Origin of the sequence: Streptomyces sp. C10-9-1 (assembly GCF_024497955.1) — a bacterium.
Lineage (GTDB): Bacteria > Actinomycetota > Actinomycetes > Streptomycetales > Streptomycetaceae > Streptomyces > Streptomyces sanyensis.
Map to the genome: position 1 here is coordinate 235,227 of NZ_JANHKP010000001.1, position 24,542 is coordinate 259,768.

Here is a 24,542-nt window from a genome sequence, read left to right on the forward strand (position 1 = left end):
CTAGCTCCCTCGGTAAACGGAGTAGCCGAACGGGTTGAGCAGCAGCGGTACGTGGTAGTGCTCGCCCGGTACGACGGCGAAGGTGATCGCCACCTCCGGGAAGAACGCACCGGTCGCACCGCTGTCCCGATTCGCGGGGGCGTCCTGCTGCACATCGGCTTGCTGGGGTCCGGCGTCGCGGCGGAGGAGGTACTCCTCGGTCGCGAAGTCCAGACGTACGTGGGTCGTGCCCTCCGGCAGGGCCGGGAGGTCCTTGCACCGCCCGTCCGCGTCGGTCGCCGAGGCGCCGAGCGCCCGCCACCCCGCACCGGCGCCACTGCGGGCCGACAGGGAGACGGCGACGCCCTCGGCGGGGCGTCCGGCGCTCGTGTCCAGGATGTGCGTGGACACCGATGCGGTGGTGTGCGTGCTCATGCGTCCTCTTCCTCTGCGGGCTCCACGAGGCGGGCCAGCCGGATGCGGTTGATCCTGCCGAGTTCGGTGCGGACGGTCTCCCGCTCCTGCTCCGGCGTGTTGCCGATCCGCTCGCGCACGGCGTCCCTCATCTGCTCCCCGGTGCGCCCGGTCGCGCAGATCAGGAAGACGTGCCCGAACCTCTCCTGGTAGGCCAGGTTGAGTTCGAGCATCTCGGCCTTCAGCTCCTCGGACGCCCCGGCCATGCCGCGCTGTTCGCGGGAGGAGGTGGGGTCGCCGGGCCTGGGCCGGCCGATCGGGGGGTGCCCGGCCATCGCCTCGGCCAGGTCCTGCGCCGTCAGCTCCGCCATGGCGGCGTCACTGGCGCCCATCAGGCTTTCCACGTCGGCGTACGGGCGCCGGGCGAGGATCGCGCCCACCCAGGCGGCGCTGGCGCACACCTCGTGCAGTGCGGTCTGCGCCGCACTGTCCTCGGAGGCGTTGAACCGGGCGAGGCCCGGGTTCTCAAGTGCAGTCACGGGAGCCTCCGTGGCTTGATCATCTCGGTGCGTCGGACGGGCTGCGGATAGCTAACGCCCTCCGGAAGTCGACGTCAACACTTTGTTGAAAAGTCGCGGGGGCGGAGGCCGCCGGCCACCACACCGGGCGGCGCCCCCCGCCGGCACCGGGACTCAGTCGCCGCGGGCGGCGTTCTCCCTGTTCAGGTAGTTGTACACGGTGAAGCGGCTGACCCCGAGGGCCGCGGCCACCGTCTCGACGCCGTGCCGCACGGAGAAGGCCCCCCGGGCCTCCAGCGTCCGCACGACCGACTGCTTGGTCCTTCGGTCGAGTTCGGCGAGGGGGCAGCCGTGCCGGCGCTCCATCGCGGCCAGGATGTGCTCCAGGGAGTCGGCGAGCTGCGGCAGGCGCACGGCCACCACCTCCTCGCCCTCCCAGCTGAGCACCACGTCGTCGTCCTGCGCCTCGCCGGGGGCGAGCAGCTTCCCGCCCATCGCGTCGACCAGCGGCTTCACCGCCTGCGCGAACGCGTCCTCCGCCCCGCTCATCTGCGCTCCTCCCCGGCACCGTCCACCACGTTCACCTGGAGGGACACCCGGGTCGCACCGCTGTGCAGAGCCGCGCGCAGCAGCGCGTCGACGGCTCCGAGCACCTCGTCGGCCCCACCCTCGGCCGTGTTGCCGAAGGGGCCGACGTCCACCTTGTCCAGCGCCGCACCCTGGACGACCTCGCGAGCGGCCACGGCGTGCGCGGGCGGTTCGTCGAGGTCGAAGGGCTCGGTCGTGAACTCCACTCTCAGTCGCACCATGCCCCCACCGTAGCGGCGCCCGCGCGGATCGGACCCGCCCCGGCGGCACCGGCTCCGACCAGGGACGGAACACCGGCACAGGGACCCGTGGCGACCCACGGGGCGGAGGGGGATTTCACGTCGGCCGCTTGACAGGCCCGAGTCTCGCTCTACAGAATTCCGTTAAGCAGAAAGAAACTTCCGCAATACGGAAGGAGCGCACCTCTCATGGGATTCGCGGACCAGCGCTTCGATGTGAACCTCTCGATCCTCTTCACCGAGCTCCCGCTCCTGGAGCGCCCCGCGGCCGCGGCCGCGGCGGGCTTCACCGCGGTGGAGCTGTGGTGGCCCTGGACCGACACCCCCACCCCCGGGCAGTCCGAGCTCGACGCCCTGAAGAAGGCGCTGGACGACGCCGGCACCCGGCTGGTGGGCCTGAACTTCTACGCCGGGCGGCTCCCGGGCCCGGACCGCGGCGCCCTGTCGGTACCGGGCGAGGAGTCCGACCGCTTCCGGGCCAACATCGAGGTGGCCGCCGACTTCGCCGCCTCGGTGGGATGCACGGCACTCAACGCCCTGTACGGCAACCGCGTCGAGGGCACCGACCCCGGGACCCAGGACGCCCTGGCACTGGAGAACCTCGTCCTCGCCGCCCGTGCGGCCGACCGGATCGGCGCCGTCCTGCTCGTCGAGGCCCTCAACCGGCCGGAGTCCCCGCTCTACCCGCTGGTGAGCGCACCGGCGGCGATCGAGGTCGTCGACAAGGTGAACGCGGCGACCGGCCTGGGCAACGCCCGGTTCCTGCTCGACATCTACCACCTGTCCATGAACGGCGAGGACGTCTCCGGGGTCATCGCGGCCTACGCCGACCGGACCGGCCACGTCCAGATCGCCGACAACCCCGGCCGCGGCGCCCCCGGCACCGGCTCGCTCCCCCTGGAGCAGCTCCTCGACGAGCTGCGGGCAGCGGGTTACGACGGCTGGGTCGGGCTGGAGTACAAGCCCGGCGACCGCCCGAGCGCCGAGGCGTTCGACTGGCTCCCCGCCTCGGCCCGAGCGGCCAACTGACCCCCTTCGCACGTGTTTTCCAGAGAGGTACCCTCATGAGCACTCCCACCATCGCCTGGATCGGCCTCGGCATCATGGGCTCCCCCATGTCCGAGAACCTGCTGAAGGCCGGCTACTCCGTCACCGGCTTCACGCTGGAGCAGGACAAGCTGGACCGCCTGGCCGCCGCCGGCGGCACCGCGGCCTCCTCGGTCGCCGAGGCGGTGCGCGACGCGGACGTCGTGATCACGATGGTGCCCGCCTCCCCGCAGGTCGAGGCCATCGCCTACGGCCCGGACGGCATCCTGGAGAACGCCAGGCGCGGCGCCCTGCTGATCGACATGTCCTCGATCACGCCGCAGACCTCGATCGACCTGGCCGAGGCCGCGGCCGAGAAGGGCATCCGGGTCCTGGACGCCCCCGTGTCCGGCGGCGAGGCGGGCGCCATCGAGGCCGTGCTGTCCATCATGGTCGGCGGCGAGCAGGCGGACTTCGACGCCGCCGAGCCGATCCTCCGTGCGCTCGGCAGGACGATCGTGCTCTGCGGGCCGCACGGTTCCGGCCAGACGGTGAAGGCCGCCAACCAGCTGATCGTGGCGGTGAACATCCAGGCCTGCGCCGAGGCCGTGGTCTTCCTGGAGAAGTCGGGCGTGGACCTGGCCGCCGCCCTCGACGTCCTGGGCGGCGGGCTGGCGGGCTCGACGGTGCTCACCCGCAAGAAGGCCAACTTCCTCGACCGGGACTTCACACCGGGCTTCCGCATCGACCTGCACCACAAGGACATGGGCATCGTCACCGACGCCGCCCGGACCGTGGGCGCCGCCCTGCCGGTCGGCGCGGTCGTCGCCCAGCTGGTCGCCTCGCTGCGCGCCCAGGGCGACGGCGGGCTGGACCACTCCGCCCTGCTCCGCGCCGTCGAGCGGCTGTCCGGCTCGCAGGCCTGACCCCTTCCCGGGCTCCCGCCCCGCACACCGCCCCTCCCGGCGGCCCCGCACGCCCCTGCCGCGGGCGCGGGGGCGGGGGCGGGCAACGTCTTCCGGTCGGTGCCGGTGCCGACACCTGTCCTGTCGCGCCCAGGCGCCGGCACCGGCCGGAACCCCTCTCCAGAATTTCAACAAACTGTTGACGTCTTCTCGGGAGCGAACCTACGCTCCTCGCACCGTCAGCCAGTGCAGCCCCGTACGGAAGGTCACGATGTCGAAGCGCGTGCTTACGACCGAGTCCGGCGCCCCCGTCGCCGACAACCAGAACTCCGCCACCGCCGGCGTCGGTGGCCCCCTCCTCCTCCAGGACCAGCACCTGCTGGAGAAGCTCGCGCGCTTCAACCGTGAGCGGATCCCGGAGCGCGTCGTGCACGCCCGCGGCTCCGGCGCCTACGGCTACTTCGAGGTCACCGACGACGTCACCGCGTGGACCAGGGCCGACTTCCTCTCCGCGGTCGGCCGCCGGACGGAGACCTTCCTGCGCTTCTCCACGGTCGCCGACTCCCTCGGCGGCGCGGACGCCGTCCGCGACCCGCGGGGCTTCGCGCTGAAGTTCTACACCGAGGAGGGCAACTACGACCTCGTCGGCAACAACACCCCGGTGTTCTTCATCAAGGACCCGATCAAGTTCCCCGACTTCATCCACTCCCAGAAGCGCGACCCCTTCACGGGCCGCCAGGAGCCGGACAACGTCTGGGACTTCTGGGCGCACGCCCCGGAGGCGACGCACCAGGTGACCTGGCTCATGGGCGACCGCGGCATCCCCGCCTCGTACCGCCACATGAACGGCTACGGCTCCCACACCTACCAGTGGACCAACGCGGCGGGCGAGGCCTTCTTCGTGAAGTACCACTTCAAGACCAACCAGGGCATCCGCTGCCTCTCCGCCGAGCAGGCGGCCGAACTGGTCGGCGAGGACGCCACCTCGCACCAGACGGACCTGCTCCAGGCCATCGAGCGCGGCGTCAACCCCTCCTGGACCCTCTACGTCCAGGTGATGCCCGCGGCCGAGGCCGCCGACTACCGCTTCAACCCCTTCGACCTGACCAAGGTGTGGCCGCACGCCGACTACCCGCTCCAGCGGGTCGGCCGCCTGGTGCTGGACCGCAACCCCGACAACGTCTTCGCCGAGGTGGAGCAGGCCGCGTTCTCGCCCGGCAACTTCGTCCCCGGCATCGGCCCGTCCCCGGACAAGATGCTCCAGGGACGTCTGTTCGCCTACGCGGACGCCCACCGCTACCGGCTCGGCGTCAACCACACCCAGCTGCCGGTCAACGCCCCCAAGGCGGTGCCCGGAGGAGCCGACAACTACGGCCGCGACGGCTTCATGGCCACCCGCAACGGCTCCCGCCACGACAGGAACTACGAGCCCAACTCCTTCGCCGGGCCCGCGCAGACGGACGCCGCGCTCGCGGCCCCGCTGGAGGTCCGGGGCTGGACGGGCACCCACCCGGCCCCCGGGCACGCCAAGGACGACGACTTCTTCCAGGCCGGCGAGCTCTACCGGCTGATGTCCGAGGAGGAGAAGCGGCGCCTGGTCGCCAACATCGCCGGGGGCCTCTCCCAGGTCACCCGCGACGACATCGTCGAGAAGAACCTGGCCCACTTCCACGCCGCGGACGCCGACTACGGCCGGCGCGTGGAGGAGGCGGTCCGCGCCCTGCGCGAGGACTGAGCCGACAGGCTGCGCGCGGAGCACACCACGGGAGGTCCGCTCCGCGCGCGAAGCCCGCGCCGCGTGACCCGATGAGGGGTGGTCATGCGGCGTGGCACAGGCGAGGACCGCGGCGGTCGGACGATGCCAGTGCGGTGGTCAAGGCCACCGGCACCCTCTCCGACCTGACGTGAGGAGTGCCGGCGGGCCGATCGCCCCGCCGCGGTCCCAGCCGCCCTCCCCCGCTCCGCCCGGCGGCGCGAACGCACTGCACCGACAGCCTCGCACCGTCGGGCGGCCACCACGGGGGCGCTGCCGCCCCGCGCGCCCCCGGCTCCGCCCCGACGACCAGGACCCGGCCTTCACACGGAGGCCGGGTCCTGGCCGTTGTGGGCCGGATGCCGCGCCCCCGGCCTGTGGCGCGGCGCGCCCCCGGGGCGGGCTCAGCCGCCGCCGACCGCGGTCAGCACGCGCGGGCGGAGCGGCGCCCCGGGCACCGGCTCCTCCGCCGACCGGGGCCGGCCCTCCTGCGGGTCCGTCAGCAGGGCGACCAGTGCGGCCCGCGCCCGGGCCACCCGGGAGCGCACCGTGCCCACGGGCACGCCGAGCGCCTCGGCCGCCTCCGCGTAGGGCAGACCCAGCACCTGGGTCAGCTCGAACGCCGCGCGCCGCTCCGCCGGGACCGTGGCCAGCAGCTCCGCCAGCGCCACGCCGTCCTCGAAGCCCGGGGTCCTCGGCTGACGCCGCTCGGCGACCCCCTGCCAGTCCTCCCGGTCCGACAGCCGGGGCCGGGCGGCCGCGCGCCGGAGGCTGTCGACGACCGTGCGGCGGGCGATGGACAGCAGCCAGGTCCGGGCGGAGGAGCGCCCCTCGAACCGGTGGAGGCTGCCGAGGGCGCGCAGGAAGGTCTCCTGGGTCAGGTCGTCCGCGCCCTGGGGGTCGGCGCTCAGATAGGCGACGTAGCGCCAGATGTCCCGGTGGAGGGCGCGCACGAGGCCCTCCACGGCACGGGCGTCGCCGCACCGTGCGGCAAGGGCGATCCGGGTGATCTCCTCGTCGCCGGAGGGCTGGTGGGAGGCCGGTCCCCGCGGGGGTGCGGCCGTGTCGGTGGCTGTCGGGGCAGCAGTCATCGCCGTGTGTCCTTCGGTGAGTCGGGGTCCCGGCCGGCGCGCGGCGGCCGGTGGGGGTACGACGGCCCGCCGCAGGGCAGGGCCGATGCCCGAGGCGCCCGGTGGCGGCGCGTCGGGGTGCCGGCTGTCAGCAGACAGCGGAGCCGGCGGGTGGACCCCGGGTGACGCAGGAGGAGGCGAGCAGGAGCGGGCGCAGCCGCGCGGAGACGCGCCTGCGCCGCACCCGGCTGCGCGGGGCGCAGGGCGGCGGCGCGAGGCGCAGCGCGCACCGCAGCGGGGCGGCCAGCCAGCCGGCGAGGGCGTGCAGCGCACGGAAGACGACGCGCTCGCCGTGCGCGAGCCACAGCCCGCACAGCAGGGCGGCCAGCAGGTGGGCGGCCAGCATGCCCGCGGGCGACATGCCCGCCGGCCCGTGGCCGGCGGGCGTCGCCGCGTGCGCCAGGTGTGCGGCCCCGTGGCCGAGGTGCCCGGCGGAATGCGCCGCGGCGGCGCCGGAGAGGTGTCCGCCGGTACCGGGGGCCGGTGAGCACAGCAGGTGGCCGGCCCACTCCCGCAGCAGGGAGCCGGACCCCGTCCGGGGCGCGGCCAGCGCCTGCGCCAGTGAGAAGGCCGCGTGCAGGCCCGCCTGGACGGCGACGGTCGCGCCCGTCACCGCGCCGGGGGTGCGCTCGCGGCCGCCGAGGAGCCAGGCGAGCGCGCCGGTCACGGCGAGGGCCGCGGCGAGGCCGCCCGGACCGACCGGTGAACCGGACATGAGGATGTGGCCGACGGCGGCGAGCAGCACGCACGTGGCCGCGAACATCGCGGCCCTCGCTGCGCGGCACCACCGGCCTGTCGTCATGGCGGCCTCATCCTCGCACTCCTCGGGGAGCTGACACGTGTTGGTACGGGAATCGCCCTCCGGCCCTTCACCCCACCCCATGTGTCATGCGCCACAGCCGCGTTAGGGAACCAGGTGGGGTCCCCGCACGACGCCCGGGGGCGGGCCCGGCCCGCCCCCGCAGACGGCGGAGGCGGGGCGCCTCGGCACCTCGCGCCCGGCGTGACGCCGCCTCAGGTGCCCGCGCCGGTCTCCCCGTACGCGCGCAGGACCCGGCGGGCGACGGCACCGATGTGGAGTTCGTCGGGGCCGTCGAGGATGCGGGCGGCCCGGCCCACCCGCATCAGGGCGGGCAGGGCGGTGTCCGGGCCGAGCCCGGCCGCGCCGTGGACCTGCACGGCCGCGTCCGTGACCTGCTGGAGCATCCGCGCGGCGGCCACCTTCGCCAGCCCGACCTCCGTGCGCGCGTCCCGTCCGTCGGCGAGGCGCGCCACCGCCTCGTGCACGAGGGGGCCGGTGGTGCGCAGGGCCAGCAGCGCGTCGAAGACGTGCTGCTGGACGAGCTGGTGGGAGGCGAGCGGGCCGTGGGCCCCCGCCCGCCCCGCGGCGCGGGCGCACATCAGGTCGAAGGCCCGGCGGCCCTGCCCGAGCCAGCGCAGCGCGCGCAGCGTGCGGCCGAGTTGCAGGCGCTCGCCGGCCACGGCCAGGGCGGCGCCGGGCGTGCCGATCACGTGGTCCGCTGGCACCGGGACGCCGTCCAGCTCGATCTCGCCCTGCCCGGCGGCGCCCAGGACGGGGATCTCCCGGACGAACCGGAAGCCCGGCGCGTCGGCGCGCACGAGGAGCAGCGACAGCCCGTCGCGGTCGCCCGCCGCGCCCGCGGTCCGCGCGAGGACGGTGACCACGTCGGCGTGCGCCGCGCCGGAGACGAACCACTTGCGCCCGGTGACCCGCCAGGTGCCGTCCGGGCGCCGCTCCGCCCGGGTGGCGACGTGCGCCGGTTCGCTGCCGGGGACGTCCGGCTCGGTCATCGCGTAGCTGGCGGAGACGTCCCCCGCCACCAGCGGCCTCAGATAGCGGTCGCGGACGGCCGGCCGGGCGTGCCGGTCGAGCATGCCCGCGTCGAGCAGGGAGGCGGAGCCGAGCGCGGCGGGGCCGTGGTCGCTCGCCCCCTCGGCCTCCGCCACGGCCGCGTAGCGGGCGAGCGGCATGCCCTGGCCGCCGAACTCCTCCGGCAGCGGCAGGGCCCACAGGCCGGCCTCCTTGGCCTCCCGGCGCAGCGCGGCCCGCGCACGGCGGGCGCCGGGTCCGCCGGCGTCCAGCTCGGGTTCCCGGGGCACGACCCTGGAGCGGACGAACTCCTCGACCCGGTCCCGTACCGGGTCCTCGCCGCCGGTGCCGCGGGTGCGGTCCTGCTCGGAGGGGGTCATGACGTGTCTCCCGTCTGGCCCGGCACCCCGGTCCGGGGCCTGCCGGTACCCGGTGGTGCGGCGGTCGCTTCCGTCGCAGTGGTCGGGCGGGGGTGCCGGGGGGTTCCCGGGCCAGGGGCGGGGCGGGGAAGACGCACCGAGGTCCCGGCGCGCGGCGGGGCGCGGGCCGGGACCTCGGCGGAGGGTGCCGTGGGCGGTGGCCGGGTCAGACCTCCAGCGGCCTGACGGCCGTGGGGGCGTGCCCGGGCTCGGTGGCCAGCTCCTCGAACTCGGAGACGTCGCTGATGTCCATGGTGCGGCTCATCGAGATGTTGGTGACCCGTTCCAGGATGGCCTCGACCACGACCGGCACCCGGAACTCGGCGGCGAGCTTCTTCGCCTGCTCCAGCGCGGGGAGCAGGTCGTCGGGCTCGGTGACGCGGATCGCCTTGCAGCCCAGTCCCTCGACGACCTTGACGTGGTCCACGCCGTAGACCCCGATCTCGGGGGAGTTGATGTTCTCGAACTCCAGGTTGACCTGGAAGTCGATGTCCAGGCCGAGCTGGGCCTGGCGGATCAGGCCCAGGTAGGAGTTGTTGACCAGGACGTGGACGTAGGGGATGCGGTGCTGCGCGCCGACCGCGAGCTCCTCGATCATGAACTGGAAGTCGTAGTCCCCGGACAGGGCGACGACCTGGGCCCCGGGGTCGGCGGTGGCGACGCCGAGGGCGGCCGGGACGGTCCAGCCGAGGGGGCCCGCCTGGCCGCAGTTGATCCAGTGGCGCGGCTTGTAGACGTGCAGCATCTGCGCGCCGGCGATCTGGGAGAGCCCGATGGTGGTGACGTAGCGGGTGTCGGGGCCGAAGGCCCTGTTCATCTCCTCGTAGACGCGCTGCGGCTTCAGGGGCACGTCGTCGAAGTGGGTGCGGCGCTGGAGGGTGGCCTTGCGCTCCTGGGCGGAGGCGATCCACGCGGAGCGGTCGGGGAGGCGGCCGGCTTCCCAGAGTTCGCGGGCGACCTGGACGAAGAGCTCCAGGGCGGCCTTGGCGTCGGAGGCGATGCCGTAGTCGGGAGCGAAGATCCTGCCGATCTGCGTCGGTTCGACGTCCACGTGGACGAAGGTGCGCTCCCCGCGGTAGACGTCGAGCTTGTAGCCGGTGTGGCGGTTGGCCCAGCGGTTCCCGATGCCGAGGACGAAGTCCGACTCCAGGAACGTGGCGTTGCCGTAGCGGTGGGAGGTCTGGACGCCGACCATGCCCGCGTTGAGCTCGTGGTCGTCGGGCAGCACGCCCCAGCCCATGAGCGTGGGGATGACGGGGGTCCCGGTCAGCTCCGCGAACTCGACCAGCAGCTCGCAGGCGTCGGCGCTGATCACCCCGCCGCCGGCGATGATCAGCGGGCGCTCGGACTCCAGCAGGTAGGAGATCGCCTTCTCGATCTGCGCCCGGGTCGCGGCGGGCTTGTAGACCGGCAGCGGCTCGTAGGTCTCGGGGTCGAAGTCGATCTCGGTGAGCTGGACGTCGATCGGCAGGTCGATGAGGACGGGTCCGGGGCGCCCGGAGCGCATCAGGTGGAACGCCTGCTGGAAGACGCCCGGGACCTGGGCGGCCTCCAGGACGGTGGTGGCCGCCTTGGTGACCGGGGCCGCGATCGAGGCGATGTCGACGGCCTGGAAGTCCTCCTTGTGGATGACCGCGGTGGGCGCCTGCCCGGTGATGCAGAGGATCGGCACGGAGTCGCCGGTCGCGGAGTAGAGCCCGGTGATCATGTCGGTGCCCGCGGGACCCGAGGTGCCGATGCAGACGCCGATGTTGCCCGGGTGGGTGCGCGTGTACCCCTCGGCCATGTGGGAGGCGCCCTCGACATGGCGGGCGAGCGTGTGGTGCACGCCGCCGCCCTCCTTCAGGGCCTTGTAGAAGGGGTTGATCGCCGCGCCCGGCACGCCGAACGCGTGGGTGACGCCTTCACGCTTGAGGATCTCAACGGCCGCTCGGGCGGCGGTCATACGAGGCATGGGTGCTCCTGCTCCGGCCTTCGGGATCGGGCTCTGCCGCGCCACCTGAGAGCGTCGGTCCCGTGTCGGCGTCCAGTCGGTGTTTCCCTCATCTTCCACATAGTGGAAGACTAGTTCTGCTATACGGAAGCAATCTAGAACGTGCCCGTGACCACGTCAAGGGACGGAGCCGCGCGCGGTGGCCCGCGGGGGCGGCTCGGGGCGCACCGGGGGCGCAGTCCGGCAAGCGCCTCGCCAACTCCCGTCCGGTGATGGACGATGGACCGCGACACACACCCACGGGGGTCCCGCGGGCAGCGGGCCGACGGCCCGCTGCGGCGCGCGAGCCGGTGTGACGCACGAGGGGAAGACTCCGCGATGATCGAGAGCGTGCCGGTCCGCTGCCCGGCCTGCCGCCGCGAGCACCTGTACGCCCCGCCGGTCTATCCGTGCGCCTGCGGGGCTCCTCTCGCACCGCCCCTGCTGCCCGCGGCTCCGCCGGAGCCGGTCACCCACCGGACCTGGACCGAGGACTGGGTGACCGTCTGCTGCCCGGCCTGCCGGCGGCGGGACCAGTGGCCTCAGCCCGAACTGGGCTGCCCGTGCGGGACGGTCCTGCGCATCGCCGTGCGCCCCCCGGACGACGCCCCCACCCCACCGCACCATCCGGCCCCCGGGACCCGCCCGGCGGGGTTCCGCACCCCCGGCCCGGCCGGCCGGGTGCCCGCCCCGCTCCCGGCACCGCCGCACCTCGCGGCGCCGCCGGTGCGCCCCGCGTTCCGGCCCGTGCCGATCCGCACCGCCCGGGACGCGGTCACGGCCGCCGCCATGTACCTGCGCTGGCTCGGCTACACCGAGGTCGTGCAGCCCGAGGGCCGCCCCGCCTCGGGGATCGATCTGCGCGGCGCCGGGGTCCTGGCACAGGTGGACCCCTCCACCCGCCCCTCACCGCTCCGGTCGGTGGAGTGCCTGTGGCTGAGCGGCCTCGCCGAGTCCGCCCAGTGCGTGTTCTTCTCCCTGGCGGGCTACTCCGCCGAGGGACGCGGCGGCGCCGACCGCCTGGGCGTCCCCCTGTTCGTGCTGGACCTCGCGGGCTGCCCCCAGCCGGTCAACGCCGCCGCGGACGAGCTGATCGCGACCGGGCCCTGACCTCCGCCGCGAGGTGCGGCACGGGGCGCTGCCCCCGGGGGGCGGGTGACGACGGCCCGGAGTGCGACCGGCCCCTCGGCCCTGCCGCGGTGCCCGTGCCCGTCGCGGACACGGCCTCGACCTCACCTGCGCCGTGGAGACCGAACCACCCGGGGCGCCGTTCCTTCCGGGAGCGGGCGAACGCGCGCTCGGCCGCGCCGAGCGCGGCGAGGAGCCGCCGACCGCCCGCGCACACGCGCCTGCCCGTCGGCGTCTCGCAGGTGCCCGGCGGCGACGTGCGACCGGACACGTCCGCCCGGGCCGTCACCGGCGCCCGGGCCCGGCCCGTCCCCCGGCCCCTCCCCCGTGGACGCCGCACGCACGGGCACCCCCGAACGCGCCCGTGCGTGCGGCAGCCCGGCCCCCTGGTCAGCCGCCGAAGCGGCTCCGCAGCTCCACCTTGCGCACCTTCCCGCTCACGGTCATCGGGAAGGCGTCGAGCACTTCCAGCCGCCGCGGCACCTTGTAGTGGGCGAGGCGCTCCCGGCAGAAGGCGGCGACCTCCTCCAGCGTCGGCGGGTCCGCCGGGTCGCGCGGGACGACGCAGGCGAGGACCTCCTCCCCGTAGCGCTCGTCCGGCACACCCACCACCTGCACGTCGGCGATCTTGGGGTGGGCGTAGAGGAACTCCTCGATCTCGCGCGGGTACACGTTCTCGCCCCCGCGGATGATCATGTCCTTGATGCGCCCGACGATCCGGACGTAGCCGTCCTCGCGCATCACCGCCAGGTCGCCCGTGTGCATCCAGCGGCCCGCGTCGACGGCCTCCGCGGTCCGCTCGGGCTCCTCCCAGTAGCCGAGCATGACCCCGTAGCCCCGGGTGCGCAGCTCCCCCGCCTCACCGCGCGGCAGGGTGACCCCCGTGGCGGGGTCGACCACCTTGACCTCGGTGTGCGGCAGCACCCGGCCCACCGTCGCGGTGCGGCGGTCGAGGTCGTCGTCGCGCCGTGTCTGGGTGGACACCGGCGAGGTCTCCGTCATGCCGTAGCAGATGGACACCTCGGCCATGTTCATCTCGGCGACCACCCGCTTCATGATCTCCACCGGGCACGGCGAGCCCGCCATGATGCCGGTGCGCAGCGAGGAGAGGTCGTAGGAGGCGAAGTCCGGCAGCCCGAGTTCGGCGATGAACATGGTCGGCACGCCGTACAGCGAGGTGCAGCGCTCCCGCTCCACCGCCCGCAGGGTCGCCGCGGGGTCGAAGGACGGGGCCGGGATCACCATGCAGGCGCCGTGCGAGGTGGCCGCGAGGTTGCCCATCACCATGCCGAAGCAGTGGTAGAAGGGCACCGGGATGCACACCCGGTCCTGCTCCGTGTAGCCGAGCAGCTCCCCCACGATGTGGCCGTTGTTGAGGATGTTGTGGTGGGAGAGCGTGGCGCCCTTGGGGAAGCCGGTGGTCCCCGAGGTGTACTGGATGTTCACCGGGTCGTCGCAGGAGAGCTCCGCCTCGCGGGCGGCGACCGCCGACTCGGGCACCCCCGCCCCCGCCTCCAGCAGCCGGTCCCAGGACGCGGCCCCGATCAGGTGGACGGACCGCAGCGCGGGGCACTCGCCGCGGACGGACTCCACCATGGCCCCGTAGTCGCTGCCCTTGTGCGAGCGGGAGGCCACCAGGAGCGAGACTCCCGCCTGGTTCAGCACGTACGCCAGCTCGTGCGCCCGGTAGGCGGGGTTGATGTTGACCATGATCGCGCCGATCCGGGCCGTGGCGTACTGCACCAGCACCCACGCGTCGCAGTTGACGGCCCAGATCCCGACCCGGTCCCCCCTGGCGACGCCGCTGCCGAGCAGGGCACGGGCCAGCCGCCCGACCTCGGCGTGGAACGCGGCGTACGTCCAGCGGCTGCCGGAGGCGGCGTCGACCAGTGCCTCCCGCTCGGGCCACCGGGCCGCCGCGCGGTCGAGGTTGCGGCCGATGGTGTCGCCGAGCAGGGGCGTGCCGGAGACTCCGTGCGCGTAGGACGGGGTGCCCTGGGGGGCGGACGCGCCGCCGGGGGCGCCGGCCGGCGCCGCGGGTGCCGGGCCGGAGCCGGTGGCGGCGGGTGCCGGACGGGTCATCGCAGGTCCCCCTCGTGGTACTCGGCGGTCGACCCCTCGGCGGTCAGCCGGCGCAGTTCGACCCGGCGGATCTTGCCCGAGACGGTCTTCGGCAGTTCGGCGAACTCCAGCCGCCGGATGCGCTTGTACGGGGCCAGCACGGCGCGTGCGTGGGCGAAGAGCACCTTGGCGGTGTCCGCTCCCGGTTCCCAGCCGTCGGCGAGGACCACGTAGGCCTTGGGCACGGCCAGGCGCACCGGGTCCGGTGCGGGCACGACGGCCGCCTCGGCCACGGCCTCGTGCTCCAGCAGGGCGCTCTCCAGCTCGAAGGGGCTGATCTTGTAGTCGCTGGCCTTGAAGACGTCGTCGGAGCGGCCGACGTAGGTGAGGTAGCCCTCCGCGTCGAGGGAGCCGATGTCGCCGGTGCGGTAGTAGCCGTCCGCCATCGCCTCGGCGGTGCGCTCCGGGTCGCCGTGGTAGCCGGTCATCAGGCCCACCGGCCGCTCGGACAGGTCGAGGGCGATCTCGCCCTCCGCGGCGCCGGGGGCTCCGGTCACCGGGTCCAGCAGGGTGACGGTGTACCCGGGGCCCGGGCGCCCCATGGAGCCCGTCTTGAGCGGCTGCCCGGGGCTGTTGGCGATCTGCACCGCCGTCTCGGTCTGGCCGAAGCCGTCGCGGACGGTCACTCCCCAGGCCCGCCGGACCGACTCGATGACCTCGGGGTTCAGCGGCTCGCCCGCGGCGACCGCCTCCCGGGGCGGGGTGGCGAGCGCGGTCAGGTCGGCCTGGACGAGCATCCGCCACACGGTCGGCGGGGCGCAGAAGGCGGTCACGCCGTTCCGGTCCATCTCGGTCATCAGCCGGGCGGCGTCGAAGCGCGTGTAGTTGTGCACGAAGACGGTGGCCTCGGCGTTCCACGGCGCGAACAGGTTCGACCAGGCGTGCTTGGCCCAGCCCGGCGAGGAGATGTTGAGGTGGACGTCGCCCGGCCGCAGGCCGATCCAGTACATCGTGGCCAGGTGGCCCACCGGGTAGGAAGTGTGGGTGTGCTCGACGAGCTTGGGCCGGGCGGTGGTCCCGGAGGTGAAGTAGAGCATCAGGGGGTCGCCGGCCCGGGTGGGGCCCTCGGGCGTGAAGCCCGGGGGCGCCGCGGCGGCCTCGCGGTAGTCGAGCCAGCCCTCGACGGGCGGACCGACGGCGATGCGCGTGTAGTCGCCGGGCACCCCGGCGAACTTCCCGGTCTCCCCGGAGCGGGCGAGGACGTGCCGGACCCGGCCGCGCCCGATCCGGTCGCGCAGGTCGGCGGTGCCCAGCAGGGGGGTCGCGGGGATGAGCACGGCCCGCAGCTTCATGGCCGCGAGCGCCGTCTCCCACAGCTCGGCCTGGTTGCCGAGCATGACCAGGACGCGGTCCCCCGCGGCGACTCCGTGCGAGCGCAGCCAGTTCGCCGCGCGGTCGGAGGCCTCCGACATCGCGGCGAACGAGACGCGTGTCCCGGTCCCGTCCTCCTCGACGAGGTGGAGGGCGGTGCGGTCGTTGTCCCGCGCGATGGCGTCGAACCAGTCCAGGGCCCAGTTGAAGTGCTCGAAGCGGGGCCAGGAGAAGCCCGCCCGGGCCGCGGCGTAGTCCTCCCGGTGCCTGAGCAGGAGGTCCCGGGCCGCCCGGAACCTCTCCGTCGCACTGCCAGACGTCATGTCTCCTCCTCGTTGCGGGACCGGCCCCGTACATCGTGTAATCGGTGACGCAGCTCTCACCACCCCCGGACGGGGGTGCCGTCACGGGCGCGGCCGGTCAGGAGGAACAACGCATGCGGGTACCCGAGGACGCGGCCGAGATCCGTTCCGCCCTGCTCGGGCTGCGCCGCTCCACCGGGCTGCCCGTCGCCTTCGGGGGGCTGCTGCCCGGCCCCGGCGGGGCCGGGGCCGGCGGCCGGCTGCGCATCGCCGAGCTGGCGGGCGCCTCGACGGGGGTGCTGCGCGGCCTGGAGATCCGGACCGGGAACGGCCTCGGGGGACGGACCATGGCGCTGGCGCGGCCCTGTGCGGTGGCGGACTACCGGGTGGCGCGCACCATCAGCCACGAGTACGACGCGGCGGTGGCGGCGGAGGGGCTGCGGTCTGTGGTCGCCGTGCCGGTGGTGGTGCGTCGCGCCGTGCGCGGGGTCCTCTACGGGGCTCTGCGCCAGCCCCTCGCCCTCGGCGACCGGGTGCTGGACGCGGCGGTCGCGGCGGCCCGCGACGTGGAGCAGGCCCTGGCCGTCCGGGACGAGGCGCGGGCGCTGCTGGCCGCCGCGGCGGGCGCACCGCCCGGAGCGGCGCCGGGTGCCTGGGAGACCGTCCGCGAGGCGCACGGGGCGCTGCGCGCGCTGGCGCCGCGGATCGCGGACGAGGCGCTGCGGGGCGAACTCCTCGCGGCCTGCGGCCTGCTGGCCTCGGCGGCGCGCCCCGTCGGCGGGCCGGGCCGGCCGGGGCCGGCGCTGACGGCGCGGGAGAAGGACGTGCTGAGCTGTGTGGCGGGCGGGGCGACGAACGCGGCGGCCGCGCAGCGGCTGGGCCTGCGGCCGGAGACCGTGAAGAGCTATCTGCGGTCGGCGATGCGGAAGCTGGGCGCCCACACGCGGCTGGAGGCGGTCACGGCGGCCCGCCGCGCGGGGCTGCTGCCGTAGGCCGGGGCGGCGGGCGGGGCCGGCCCGCGGCGGCCCCGCCCGCCCGTGCTCAGGGGCCGGAGATCAGCCGGTCGACGGCCGGTGTGCCGGAGGAGGTGTAGCCGGCGGTCATCGCCCGGGCCAGTCCGGGCCGCTGCACGCCCGGCTCCGGGAGCCGCCCGTCCAGGGGCACCCCCGCGCCCACGACCGTCCCCTCCACGCCCGTCGGCGGCAGGGGTGCGGCAGCGCTCGGCACGACCGACTCCGGGGCCACCGCCCGCGGAGGGAACGGCTCCGCCGCGACGACGGGGGAGTCGAAGGACGGGGCGGGCCGCAGCGCCGGGGCGGCGTGCCGGGCCGCGGGCGGGGCCGCACCGGGCACGCTCGCCAGCATCGGCCGCGCCGCCGCCGCTTCGGGGGCGGGCGGCGGAGCCGTCACGCGCCGTCCGTACAGCACCTGCTCCATCGCCCCGACCAGGCGCTCCACATCGGGCTCGGGCCGCACCACGAGCCGGAGGAAGCGGCTGGAGCTGCCGATCTTGTTGCCGCACTCCCGCACCAGCACGCCGTGCTCCGCCAGCAGCCGGTCCCGCAGCAGCGCCCCGTCGGCGCCCTCGGGGAGGCGCACGTACACGAAGTTGCCCTGGGACGGGTAGACGGTGAGCCCCGGCAGGCCGGAGAGCCGGGCGGTCATGTCGCCGCGGTCGCGGCAGACCCTGCGCAGGCTCTCGGCGTACTCCTGCCGGTGCTCCCCCAGCATGAACACCACCGTCTCGGCGAAGGAGTTGAGGTTCCACTTGGGCAGTGCGTCGCGTACCCGGCCCGCCAGCTGGGGGTTGGCGACGAGGTAGCCGAAGCGCACCCCGTGGAGCCCGAAGTTCTTGCCCAGGCTGCGCAGCACGATGACGTTCGGCCGCAGCACCGCCTCCTGGGCGACGCTCGTGCGCGGCCCGTCGTCGGCGAACTCCAGGAAGGACTCGTCCACGACCACCAGGTCGAGGTCGTGGAGCTGGTCGAGCAGCGAGAGGACCTCGCCGCGGTCCAGCAGGCCCCCGTCGGGGTTGTTGGGGTTGCAGACGACCGCGGCGCGCGATCCCCGGCTGCGGACGAAGCGCACGAAGGAGGCGGCCTCCAGGGCGAATCCGCGCGCCTCGGGCAGCAGCATCATGTCCACCCGCTTGCCCGTCTCCATCGGCTGGTCGGTCCAGCGCCCGAAGGTGGGGACCGGTACGGCGAGGGACTCCCGGACCAGCAGGTGGTCGATCCAGGTGATCAGTTCGGTGGAGCCGTTCCCCATGGCGACGGTCTGGGGGTTGAGGTCCAGCAGCCGGCAGAGCTCGGCGGTGATGGTGTCCGCGCTGCTGGGGTAGTAGGTGAGGATCTCCCGCAGCCGCCCGCCGAGCCGGTCGAACATGTCGGGCGTGGGGAAGTAGGGGTTGCAGGGGATGCAGAAGTCCACGATCTCGCCCGCCCGGGCCCCTGCGGCCCGGCCGAGCGTGAAGTACGAAGGGCTGTGCGCGGTGGTCGCGCGGAACAGTGCGGTGACGTCGCTGCCGGCCACGGCATGCCTCCCAGGGGCTGCTTCCCGCCTCCGCCCGGACGCGGACGCGTCCCGGCCGCCCGGAGGTACGCACGGCGCGGCGCGGGCGTTCACGGCCGCGGCGGGCGTGCGGTGCGGGCCGGGGCACCGCACACCCGGCTGCCCGCATGCGGGCGCCGTGGCCGGCGGGGCCGCGTCCTGCCCGTGCGCCCCGGTTCCGTGCCGTGCGGGCGGGCGGCACCGGGCCGGGAGGGCGGCTCGCGGCGGGTGTTCCGGCGGTTCGCCCCCGGTCACCCGCCGAGGTGGTCGCGCGGTCCCCGTGGCTCCCCGGCGGCGGTCCCGGGGGCGTCTCAGGCCACCGAGCCGATGCGGCCCGCGACGCCCTCCGTGCCGTCGTGGTGGATCGGGGTGTGGGCGCCGGTGAGGGGGACGCCCGAGCCGCCGCGGCGGCTCGCGACGATCTCGGCGCCGATCGACAGGGCCGTCTCCTCGGGCGTGCGCGCCCCGAGGTCGAGTCCGATCGGCGAGCGCAGCCGGGCGAGTTCGAGTTCGGTGACCCCCGCCTCGCGCAGGCGGCGGTTGCGGTCCTCGTGGGTGCGGCGCGACCCCATCGCGCCGACGTAGGCGACCGGGAGGCGCAGCGCGGCCTCCAGCAGCGGGACGTCGAACTTCGCGTCGTGGGTGAGCACGCACAGCACGGTCCGGCCGTCCACCCCGGTGGAGGCGAGGTAGCGGTGCGGCCACTCCACGACGACCTCGTCCGCCTCCGGGAAGCGGGCGCGGGTGGCGAACACCGGCCGGGCGTCGCACACGGTGACGTGGTAGCCGAGGAAGCGGCCCACCCGCACCAGCGCGGCGGCGAAGTCGATCGCACCGAAGACGATCATGCGGGGGGCGGGGACGCTGGACTCCACGAGCAGGGTCAGCGGCCGCCCGCAGCGGGAGCCCTCCTCGCCGATGACGAGGGTGCCGGTGCGGCCGGCGTCGAGCAGGGCGGCGGTCTCGGCGGCCGCCGTCCGGTCCAGTTCGGGGTGGCCTCCGAGGGTCCCCTCGTGGGTGCCGTCGGGGCGGACGAGCAGGGCCCGCCCCGCGAGGTCCGCGGGGCCGTCGGCGATCCGGGCGACGGCGGCGGCCTCGCCCCGCGCCGCAGCGGCCAGGGCGGCCGCGTACACCGCCCGGCCGGGGTCGTCCGGGCGGACGGGGACGACGAGGATGTCGATGACGCCGCCGCAGGTCAGACCCACGGCGAAGGCGTCCTCGTCGCTGTACCCGAAGCGTTCGAGCACGGTCCGGCCGTCGATGAGCGCCTGCGTGCACAGGTCGTAGACCGCGCCCTCCACACAGCCTCCCGACACCGATCCGACGGCGGTCCCCTCGCTGTCGACGGCGAGCGCCGCCCCGGGCTGCCGGGGCGCGCTGCCGCCCACCGCCACGACCGTGGCGACGGCGAACGAGCGGCCCTGCCCGACCCACCGGTCCAGCTCTTCGGCGATGTCCAGCATCTGGGGTTCTCCTCGGGGTGTCGGGAGGCGGGGGCGGACCCGCCGGGGCGGGTCCGCCGGTGGCCGGCTACTTCACGCCGAGCCATCCCTCGATCGGGTGAAGGGCGAAGTAGGCGAGGAACACGGCGGTGAGGACCCACATCAGCCAGCCGACCTCGCGGGCCTTGCCCTGGGCCGCCTTGATCAGGACGTGGGCGATCACACCGGCCGCGATGCCCGCGGTGATGGAGTAGGTGAAGGGCATGAGCACGGTCGTCAGGAAGACCGGGATCGAGGTCGCCGAGTCGGTCCAGTCGATGTGCCGGGCGTTGCTCATCATCATCGCGCCGATGACCACCAGGGCGGCGGCGGCGACCTGCGAGGGGATGAGCTGGGCCAGCGGGGTGAAGAACAGGCAGAGGGTGAAGGCGAGACCGGTCACCACGCTGGACAGGCCGGTCCGCGCGCCGTCGCCGACTCCCGCGGTGGACTCGATGAAGACGGTCTGCCCCGAGGCGCCGGCCACACCGCCGATGACGCCGCCGGCGCCGTCGACGGCCAGCGCGCGGTTCAGCCCGGGCATCCTGCCCTGGTCGTCGGCCAGGTTGGCCTGCTGGCCGATGCCGATGATGGTGCCCATGGCGTCGAAGAAGCCGGCCAGCACCAGGGTGAAGACGATCACGCCGACGGTGATGCCGCCGACGTCGGTGATGCCGCTGAAGGAGACGTCGCCGAAGAGGCCGAAGTCCGGTGCGCTGACGACCGATCCGGTGATCTCGGGTGCGTTGAGACCGCCCCAGGCGTCGCGGTCGAGCCCGGCGAACTGGTGGACCAGCGCGGCGAAGACGGTTCCGCCGACGATGCCGATGAGGATCGCGCCGGGCACCCTGCGCACCTGGAGGACGAAGATGAGCAGCACGGTCACCGCGAAGCAGAGCACCGGCCAGCCGGTGAGCATGTCCGCGGTGCCGAGCTGGATGGGCTTGGCACCGGCCACGCCGCCCGGCCCTGGCATGGAGGTCACGAAGCCGGCGGAGACCAGGCCGATCAGGCAGACGAAGAGCCCGATGCCCATCGTGATGGCGTGCTTGAGCGCCAGGGGTATGGCGTTCATGATCAGCTCGCGGAGGCCGGTGACGACCAGGAGCACGATCACCAGACCGTAGATGACGCACATGCCCATCGCGTTCTGCCAGGTCATCTCGGGTGCGACCTGGAAGGCGATGACGGCGGAGACGCTGAGCCCCGCGGCGAGGGCCAGCGGCACGTTGCCGACGAGGCCCATGATGATCGTGGTGGCGGCGGCCGCGAAGGCGGTGGCGGTGGTCAGCTGGTTGCCGTCGAGGGTGGCGCCGGTGGCGTCCGGCACGGAGAGGATCACCGGGTTGAGCAGGATGATGTACGCCATCGCCATGAAGGTGGTGATGCCGCCGCGCACCTCCCGGCCGACGGTGGATCCGCGCCGGGAGATGTGGAAGTAACGGTCGAGCCAGGATCTTCCGGCGGGCTGGCGCGTTCCCGCGCCGGCGTCGTCCGCCGTGGTTCTCGGCTCGGTGGACTGCTGGGTCATGATGCCTACTCCCAAGGTTCACAGGGGCACCCGACGCACAGGGGCGGCGGCGGGATTTGGGAAGGTGCTTCGGCTGCACGACCCGGGGGACGGCCCGAGACGAACGTGCTCTGCGGGGTCTTGCGGTACTGCTCGGTGGGGCCGCGGGTCCCGTCGCTGCGGGGTCCCGCGGGGTACTGCGTGGGGGTGCCGGTGGTCCGGCCGCGAGCGGTGCGGCGGGGCGGCTGCTCCGGGTGGTGCGGGCGGCGCCCTCCGGCCCGCGGCCGGGGCCGCGGGCGGCAGGGGGGCCTGTGCTCGGGCACTGCGCGCACCACCCGGAGGGTTCGGGGGCTCTCAGGTACCGGTGAGGTGCTCGGGGCGCACCGGCGTCCTGTTCAGCTCCAGCCCGGTCGCGTTCCGGATCGCCGCGAGGACGGCCGGGGTGGACGACAGGGTGGGGGCCTCGCCGATGCCGCGCAGCCCGTAGGGGGCGTGCTCGTCGGCGAGTTCGAGCACGTCGACCGGGATGGTCGGCGTGTCGAGGATCGTGGGGATCAGGTAGTCCGTGAAGGAGGGGTTCCTGACCTTGGCCGTCTTGGGGTCGACGATGATCTCCTCCATCACGGCCACGCCCAGGCCCTGGGTGGTGCCGCCCTGGATCTGGCCGATGACGGAGAGCGGGTTGAGCGCCTTGCCCACGTCCTGGGCGCAGGCCAGCTCGATCACCTTGACCAGGCCGAGTTCGGTGTCGACCTCGACCACGGCCCGGTGGGCGGCGAAGGAGTACTGGACGTGGCCGTTGCCCTGGCCGGTGCGCAGGTCGAAGGCCTCGGTGGGCCGGTGGCGCCATTCGGCCTCGACCTCGACGACCTCGTCCTGGAGCACCTCGGCCAGGTCGGCGAGGACCTCGCCGCCGTCGGTGACGACCTTGCCGCCCTCCAGCAGGAGTTCCGCGGTGGCCCAGGCCGGGTGGTAGGAGCCGAACCGTCGGCGCCCGATCTCCAGGACCTTGTCCCGGACCAGCTCGCAGGAGTTCCTGACGGCGCCGCCGGTGACGTAGGTCTGGCGGGAGGCCGAGGTGGATCCGGCGGAGCCGACCTGGGTGTCGGCCGGGTTGATGGTCACCTGGGTGACGCCGAGTTCGGTGCGGGCGATCTGGGCGTGGACGGTGATGCCGCCCTGGCCGACCTCCGCCATCGCGGTGTGCACGGTCGCCACCGGCTCGCCGCCGACGACCTCCATGCGCACCTTGGCGGTGGAGTAGTCGTCGAAGCCCTCGGAGAAGCCGACGTTCTTGATGCCGACCGCGTAGCCGACGCCGCGCACCACTCCCTCGCCGTGGGTGGTGTTGGACAGCCCGCCGGGCAGGGCGCGGACGTCGGCGCCCTCGGTGGTCTCCCACTGGCGCTCGGGCGGCAGCGGGCGGGACTTGACGCGGCGGAGCAGCTCGGCGACGGGCGCGGGCGAGTCGACCGGCTGGCCGGTGGGCAGCAGGGTGCCCTGCTCCATGGCGTTGAGCTGCCGGAGGGCGACCGGGTCCATGTCGAGGGCCGCGGCCAGCTTGTCCATCTGCGCCTCGTAGGCGAAGCACGCCTGGACCGCGCCGAAGCCGCGCATGGCGCCGCAGGGCGGGTTGTTGGTGTAGAGGGCGATGGCCTCGATGTCCACGTCGTCGACGACGTAGGGGCCGACGGAGAGCGAGGAGGCGTTGCCGACGACGGCCGGGGAGGCGGAAGCGTAGGCGCCGCCGTCGAGCACGATCCGGCACCGCATGTGGGTCAGCTTGCCGTCCCTGGTGGCGCCGTGCTCGTACCAGAGCTTGGCCGGGTGGCGGTGGACGTGGCCGAAGAAGGACTCGAACCGGTTGTAGACGATCTTGACCGGCTTGCCGGTGCGCAGCGCGAGCAGGCAGGCGTGGATCTGCATGGACAGGTCCTCGCGGCCGCCGAAGGCGCCGCCGACCCCGGAGAGCGTCATGCGGACCTTCTCCTCGGGCAGCCCGAGGACGGGGGCGATCTGGCGCAGGTCGGAGTGGAGCCACTGGGTCGCGACGTACAGGTCGACGCCGCCGTCCTCGGCCGGCACGGCCAGTCCGGACTCCGGGCCCAGGAATGCCTGGTCCTGCATGCCGAAGGTGTACTCGCCGGAGACGACGACGTCGGCGCGCGCGGCGGCCGCGTCGGCGTCGCCGCGGACGATCGGCTGGCGGTGGACGATGTTGGGGTGCGGGACGTGGCCGACGTGGTGGTCGTCCCGGCCCGGGTGCAGCAGCGGGGCGTCCTCGGCGACCGCGGAGGCCTCGTCGGTGACGACGGGCAGCTCGCGGTACTCGACCTTGATCTTCGCGGCGGCGCGGCGGGCCGTCTCGGGGTGGTCGGCGGCCACCAGGGCGACGGGCTCGCCGTGGTGGCGGACCACACCGTTGGCGAGGACGGGGGTGTCCTGGATCTCCAGTCCGTAGTTCCTGACCTCGGTGGGCAGGTCCTCGTAGGTGAGGACGGCGTAGACGCCGGCCTGGGCGAGTGCCTCGGAGGTGTCGATGGAGACGATCTCGGCGTGGGCGACGGTGGAGCGCAGGATCTGGCCCCAGAGCATGTCCTCGTGCCACATGTCCGAGGAGTAGGCGAACTCGCCGGTGACCTTCAGGGTGCCGTCCGGGCGAAGGGTGGACTCCCCGATGCCGCCCCTGGTGCGGGAGCCCTGGGTGACGTCGGTGGGCGTGCCCGCGGGGGTGGACGCGACCCGGGTGTGCTGCGTCATCGTCAGACCGCCTCTTCCTGGCGCTCCTGGCGGGCGGCCGCGAGGCGGACGGCGTCCAGGATCTTCTCGTAGCCCGTGCAGCGGCAGAGGTTGCCGGAGAGGGCCTCGCGGATGTCCTCGTCCGTGGGCGAGGGGTTGCGCTCCAGCATCTCGTCGGCGGCGACGAGCAGACCGGGGGTGCAGAAGCCGCACTGGACGGCCCCGGCGTCGATGAAGGCCTGCTGGATCGGGGCCAGCTCGGTGCCCTCGCCGGTGTGGGAGTCGGTGCCCTGGGCACTCCAGCCCCGGGCGTCCTGGAGGCTGGTGCCGCCCGGGGCGCCGCCGCAGGCCCCGGAGGCGCAGCCCTCCTCGCGCTGCCTGGCGTAGTCCGCCAGGCCCTCGACGGTGACGACCTCGCGGCCCTCGACCTGGCCTGCGGCGACGAGGCAGGAGCAGACCGGGACGCCGTCCAGGCGCACGGTGCACGAGCCGCACTCGCCCTGCTCGCAGGCGTTCTTGGAGCCGGGCAGGCCCAGGCGCTCGCGCAGCACGTACAGCAGGCTCTCGCCCTCCCAGACGTCGTCGGCCTCCTGGCGGCGTCCGTTGACGGTGAAGTTGACGCGCAT

The 24,542-nt window shown here is 74.3% G+C and carries 20 protein-coding genes; 5 read left to right on the top strand and 15 right to left on the bottom strand.

The window, feature by feature from the left end; translation table 11 throughout:
• From uraH to NPS70_RS01145, 4 genes are all read right to left on the bottom strand, one after another.
• Entirely contained in the window at window positions 1-414 is a 414-nt protein-coding gene (gene uraH / locus NPS70_RS01130; RefSeq protein ID WP_256521626.1) for a hydroxyisourate hydrolase, read from the bottom strand.
• On the bottom strand, window positions 411-932 hold the full coding sequence (gene uraD / locus NPS70_RS01135) for a 2-oxo-4-hydroxy-4-carboxy-5-ureidoimidazoline decarboxylase (protein WP_256521628.1): 522 nt from the start codon (window positions 930-932) through the stop codon (window positions 411-413). Before uraD ends, uraH begins: the two co-directional genes overlap by 4 nt.
• A 153-nt stretch (window positions 933-1,085) precedes the next feature.
• Window positions 1,086-1,460, bottom strand: coding sequence for a helix-turn-helix domain-containing protein (locus NPS70_RS01140; protein ID WP_256521631.1), 375 nt, complete (start codon window positions 1,458-1,460; stop codon window positions 1,086-1,088).
• Window positions 1,457-1,717 (bottom strand): hypothetical protein, encoded by a 261-nt coding sequence (locus NPS70_RS01145; protein ID WP_256522195.1) that lies wholly within the window; start codon window positions 1,715-1,717, stop codon window positions 1,457-1,459. The genes NPS70_RS01140 and NPS70_RS01145 overlap by 4 nt, the downstream gene beginning before the upstream one ends.
• Before the next feature lie 210 nt (window positions 1,718-1,927).
• Between NPS70_RS01145 and NPS70_RS01150 the strand changes: the two genes are divergently transcribed.
• From NPS70_RS01150 to NPS70_RS01160, 3 genes are all read left to right on the top strand, one after another.
• Complete coding sequence (locus NPS70_RS01150) at window positions 1,928-2,767, top strand: TIM barrel protein (RefSeq protein ID WP_256521633.1); 840 nt, start codon at window positions 1,928-1,930, stop codon at window positions 2,765-2,767.
• A 35-nt stretch (window positions 2,768-2,802) separates the two neighbouring features.
• Window positions 2,803-3,690, top strand: coding sequence for a 2-hydroxy-3-oxopropionate reductase (locus tag NPS70_RS01155; RefSeq protein ID WP_256521634.1), 888 nt, complete (start codon window positions 2,803-2,805; stop codon window positions 3,688-3,690).
• Window positions 3,691-3,940: 250 nt separating this feature from the next.
• Window positions 3,941-5,404, top strand: a complete 1,464-nt coding sequence (locus tag NPS70_RS01160) for a catalase (RefSeq protein WP_256521635.1) — start codon at window positions 3,941-3,943, stop codon at window positions 5,402-5,404.
• A 422-nt stretch (window positions 5,405-5,826) separates the two neighbouring features.
• Here the strand turns inward: NPS70_RS01160 and NPS70_RS01165 are convergent, their stop codons facing one another.
• The 4 genes from NPS70_RS01165 to gcl form a co-directional block, all read right to left on the bottom strand.
• Window positions 5,827-6,513 carry a sigma-70 family RNA polymerase sigma factor gene (locus NPS70_RS01165; protein ID WP_256521637.1) on the bottom strand — a complete coding sequence of 229 codons (687 nt, stop codon included), beginning with the start codon at window positions 6,511-6,513 and terminating at the stop codon, window positions 5,827-5,829.
• A 127-nt stretch (window positions 6,514-6,640) separates the two neighbouring features.
• Window positions 6,641-7,354: a hypothetical protein gene (locus NPS70_RS01170; RefSeq protein ID WP_256521639.1), complete on the bottom strand. Its 714-nt coding sequence runs from the start codon at window positions 7,352-7,354 to the stop codon at window positions 6,641-6,643.
• Between the two features lie 212 nt (window positions 7,355-7,566).
• Window positions 7,567-8,763: an acyl-CoA dehydrogenase family protein gene (locus NPS70_RS01175; protein WP_256521642.1), complete on the bottom strand. Its 1,197-nt coding sequence runs from the start codon at window positions 8,761-8,763 to the stop codon at window positions 7,567-7,569.
• A 205-nt stretch (window positions 8,764-8,968) separates the two neighbouring features.
• On the bottom strand, window positions 8,969-10,756 hold the full coding sequence (gene gcl / locus NPS70_RS01180; protein WP_256521644.1) for a glyoxylate carboligase: 1,788 nt from the start codon (window positions 10,754-10,756) through the stop codon (window positions 8,969-8,971).
• Between the two features lie 357 nt (window positions 10,757-11,113).
• On the opposite strand from gcl, the gene NPS70_RS01185 reads away from it, so the two are divergent.
• The gene (locus NPS70_RS01185; protein WP_256521645.1) at window positions 11,114-11,884 is read left to right on the top strand and encodes a hypothetical protein; all 771 of its coding nucleotides are present in this window, start codon (window positions 11,114-11,116) and stop codon (window positions 11,882-11,884) included.
• 408 nt (window positions 11,885-12,292) lie between these two features.
• Here the strand turns inward: NPS70_RS01185 and NPS70_RS01190 are convergent, their stop codons facing one another.
• Together NPS70_RS01190 and NPS70_RS01195 are read right to left on the bottom strand one after the other, a co-directional pair.
• Window positions 12,293-13,984, bottom strand: coding sequence for an AMP-binding protein (locus NPS70_RS01190; RefSeq protein WP_256521646.1), 1,692 nt, complete (start codon window positions 13,982-13,984; stop codon window positions 12,293-12,295).
• Window positions 13,981-15,657 carry an AMP-binding protein gene (locus NPS70_RS01195; RefSeq protein WP_256521647.1) on the bottom strand — a complete coding sequence of 559 codons (1,677 nt, stop codon included), beginning with the start codon at window positions 15,655-15,657 and terminating at the stop codon, window positions 13,981-13,983. Before NPS70_RS01195 ends, NPS70_RS01190 begins: the two co-directional genes overlap by 4 nt.
• A gap of 113 nt (window positions 15,658-15,770) precedes the next feature.
• On the opposite strand from NPS70_RS01195, the gene NPS70_RS01200 reads away from it, so the two are divergent.
• Window positions 15,771-16,628 carry a helix-turn-helix transcriptional regulator gene (locus NPS70_RS01200; RefSeq protein WP_256521654.1) on the top strand — a complete coding sequence of 286 codons (858 nt, stop codon included), beginning with the start codon at window positions 15,771-15,773 and terminating at the stop codon, window positions 16,626-16,628.
• A 49-nt stretch (window positions 16,629-16,677) separates the two neighbouring features.
• On the opposite strand, the gene NPS70_RS01205 is transcribed toward NPS70_RS01200, so the two are convergent.
• The 5 genes from NPS70_RS01205 to NPS70_RS01225 form a co-directional block, all read right to left on the bottom strand.
• Window positions 16,678-18,168 carry a histidinol-phosphate transaminase gene (locus tag NPS70_RS01205; RefSeq protein ID WP_256521657.1) on the bottom strand — a complete coding sequence of 497 codons (1,491 nt, stop codon included), beginning with the start codon at window positions 18,166-18,168 and terminating at the stop codon, window positions 16,678-16,680.
• 329 nt (window positions 18,169-18,497) lie between these two features.
• The gene (locus NPS70_RS01210; protein ID WP_256521658.1) at window positions 18,498-19,649 is read right to left on the bottom strand and encodes an XdhC family protein; all 1,152 of its coding nucleotides are present in this window, start codon (window positions 19,647-19,649) and stop codon (window positions 18,498-18,500) included.
• Between the two features lie 67 nt (window positions 19,650-19,716).
• A complete protein-coding gene (locus tag NPS70_RS01215; protein WP_256521660.1) occupies window positions 19,717-21,198 on the bottom strand; it encodes an NCS2 family permease in 1,482 nt (493 codons plus the stop codon).
• A gap of 333 nt (window positions 21,199-21,531) precedes the next feature.
• On the bottom strand, window positions 21,532-23,937 hold the full coding sequence (gene pucD, locus NPS70_RS01220) for a xanthine dehydrogenase subunit D (protein WP_256521661.1): 2,406 nt from the start codon (window positions 23,935-23,937) through the stop codon (window positions 21,532-21,534).
• A 2-nt stretch (window positions 23,938-23,939) separates the two neighbouring features.
• On the bottom strand, window positions 23,940-24,542 hold the full coding sequence (locus NPS70_RS01225; RefSeq protein ID WP_256521662.1) for a (2Fe-2S)-binding protein: 603 nt from the start codon (window positions 24,540-24,542) through the stop codon (window positions 23,940-23,942).

What these genes read in the sequence shown, in the direction of transcription:
- uraH (WP_256521626.1), bottom strand. Translation starts at nt 414, where the DNA reads ATGAGCACGCACACCACCGCATCGGTGTCCACGCACATCCTGGACACG.
- NPS70_RS01140 (WP_256521631.1), bottom strand. Translation starts at nt 1,460, where the DNA reads ATGAGCGGGGCGGAGGACGCGTTCGCGCAGGCGGTGAAGCCGCTGGTC.
- NPS70_RS01150 (WP_256521633.1), top strand. Translation starts at nt 1,928, where the DNA reads ATGGGATTCGCGGACCAGCGCTTCGATGTGAACCTCTCGATCCTCTTC.
- NPS70_RS01155 (WP_256521634.1), top strand. Translation starts at nt 2,803, where the DNA reads ATGAGCACTCCCACCATCGCCTGGATCGGCCTCGGCATCATGGGCTCC.
- NPS70_RS01160 (WP_256521635.1), top strand. Translation starts at nt 3,941, where the DNA reads ATGTCGAAGCGCGTGCTTACGACCGAGTCCGGCGCCCCCGTCGCCGAC.
- NPS70_RS01165 (WP_256521637.1), bottom strand. Translation starts at nt 6,513, where the DNA reads ATGACTGCTGCCCCGACAGCCACCGACACGGCCGCACCCCCGCGGGGA.
- NPS70_RS01170 (WP_256521639.1), bottom strand. Translation starts at nt 7,354, where the DNA reads ATGACGACAGGCCGGTGGTGCCGCGCAGCGAGGGCCGCGATGTTCGCG.
- NPS70_RS01175 (WP_256521642.1), bottom strand. Translation starts at nt 8,763, where the DNA reads ATGACCCCCTCCGAGCAGGACCGCACCCGCGGCACCGGCGGCGAGGAC.
- gcl (WP_256521644.1), bottom strand. Translation starts at nt 10,756, where the DNA reads ATGCCTCGTATGACCGCCGCCCGAGCGGCCGTTGAGATCCTCAAGCGT.
- NPS70_RS01185 (WP_256521645.1), top strand. Translation starts at nt 11,114, where the DNA reads ATGATCGAGAGCGTGCCGGTCCGCTGCCCGGCCTGCCGCCGCGAGCAC.
- NPS70_RS01190 (WP_256521646.1), bottom strand. Translation starts at nt 13,984, where the DNA reads ATGACCCGTCCGGCACCCGCCGCCACCGGCTCCGGCCCGGCACCCGCG.
- NPS70_RS01195 (WP_256521647.1), bottom strand. Translation starts at nt 15,657, where the DNA reads ATGACGTCTGGCAGTGCGACGGAGAGGTTCCGGGCGGCCCGGGACCTC.
- NPS70_RS01200 (WP_256521654.1), top strand. Translation starts at nt 15,771, where the DNA reads ATGCGGGTACCCGAGGACGCGGCCGAGATCCGTTCCGCCCTGCTCGGG.
- NPS70_RS01210 (WP_256521658.1), bottom strand. Translation starts at nt 19,649, where the DNA reads ATGCTGGACATCGCCGAAGAGCTGGACCGGTGGGTCGGGCAGGGCCGC.
- NPS70_RS01215 (WP_256521660.1), bottom strand. Translation starts at nt 21,198, where the DNA reads ATGACCCAGCAGTCCACCGAGCCGAGAACCACGGCGGACGACGCCGGC.
- pucD (WP_256521661.1), bottom strand. Translation starts at nt 23,937, where the DNA reads ATGACGCAGCACACCCGGGTCGCGTCCACCCCCGCGGGCACGCCCACC.
- NPS70_RS01225 (WP_256521662.1), bottom strand. Translation starts at nt 24,542, where the DNA reads ATGCGCGTCAACTTCACCGTCAACGGACGCCGCCAGGAGGCCGACGAC.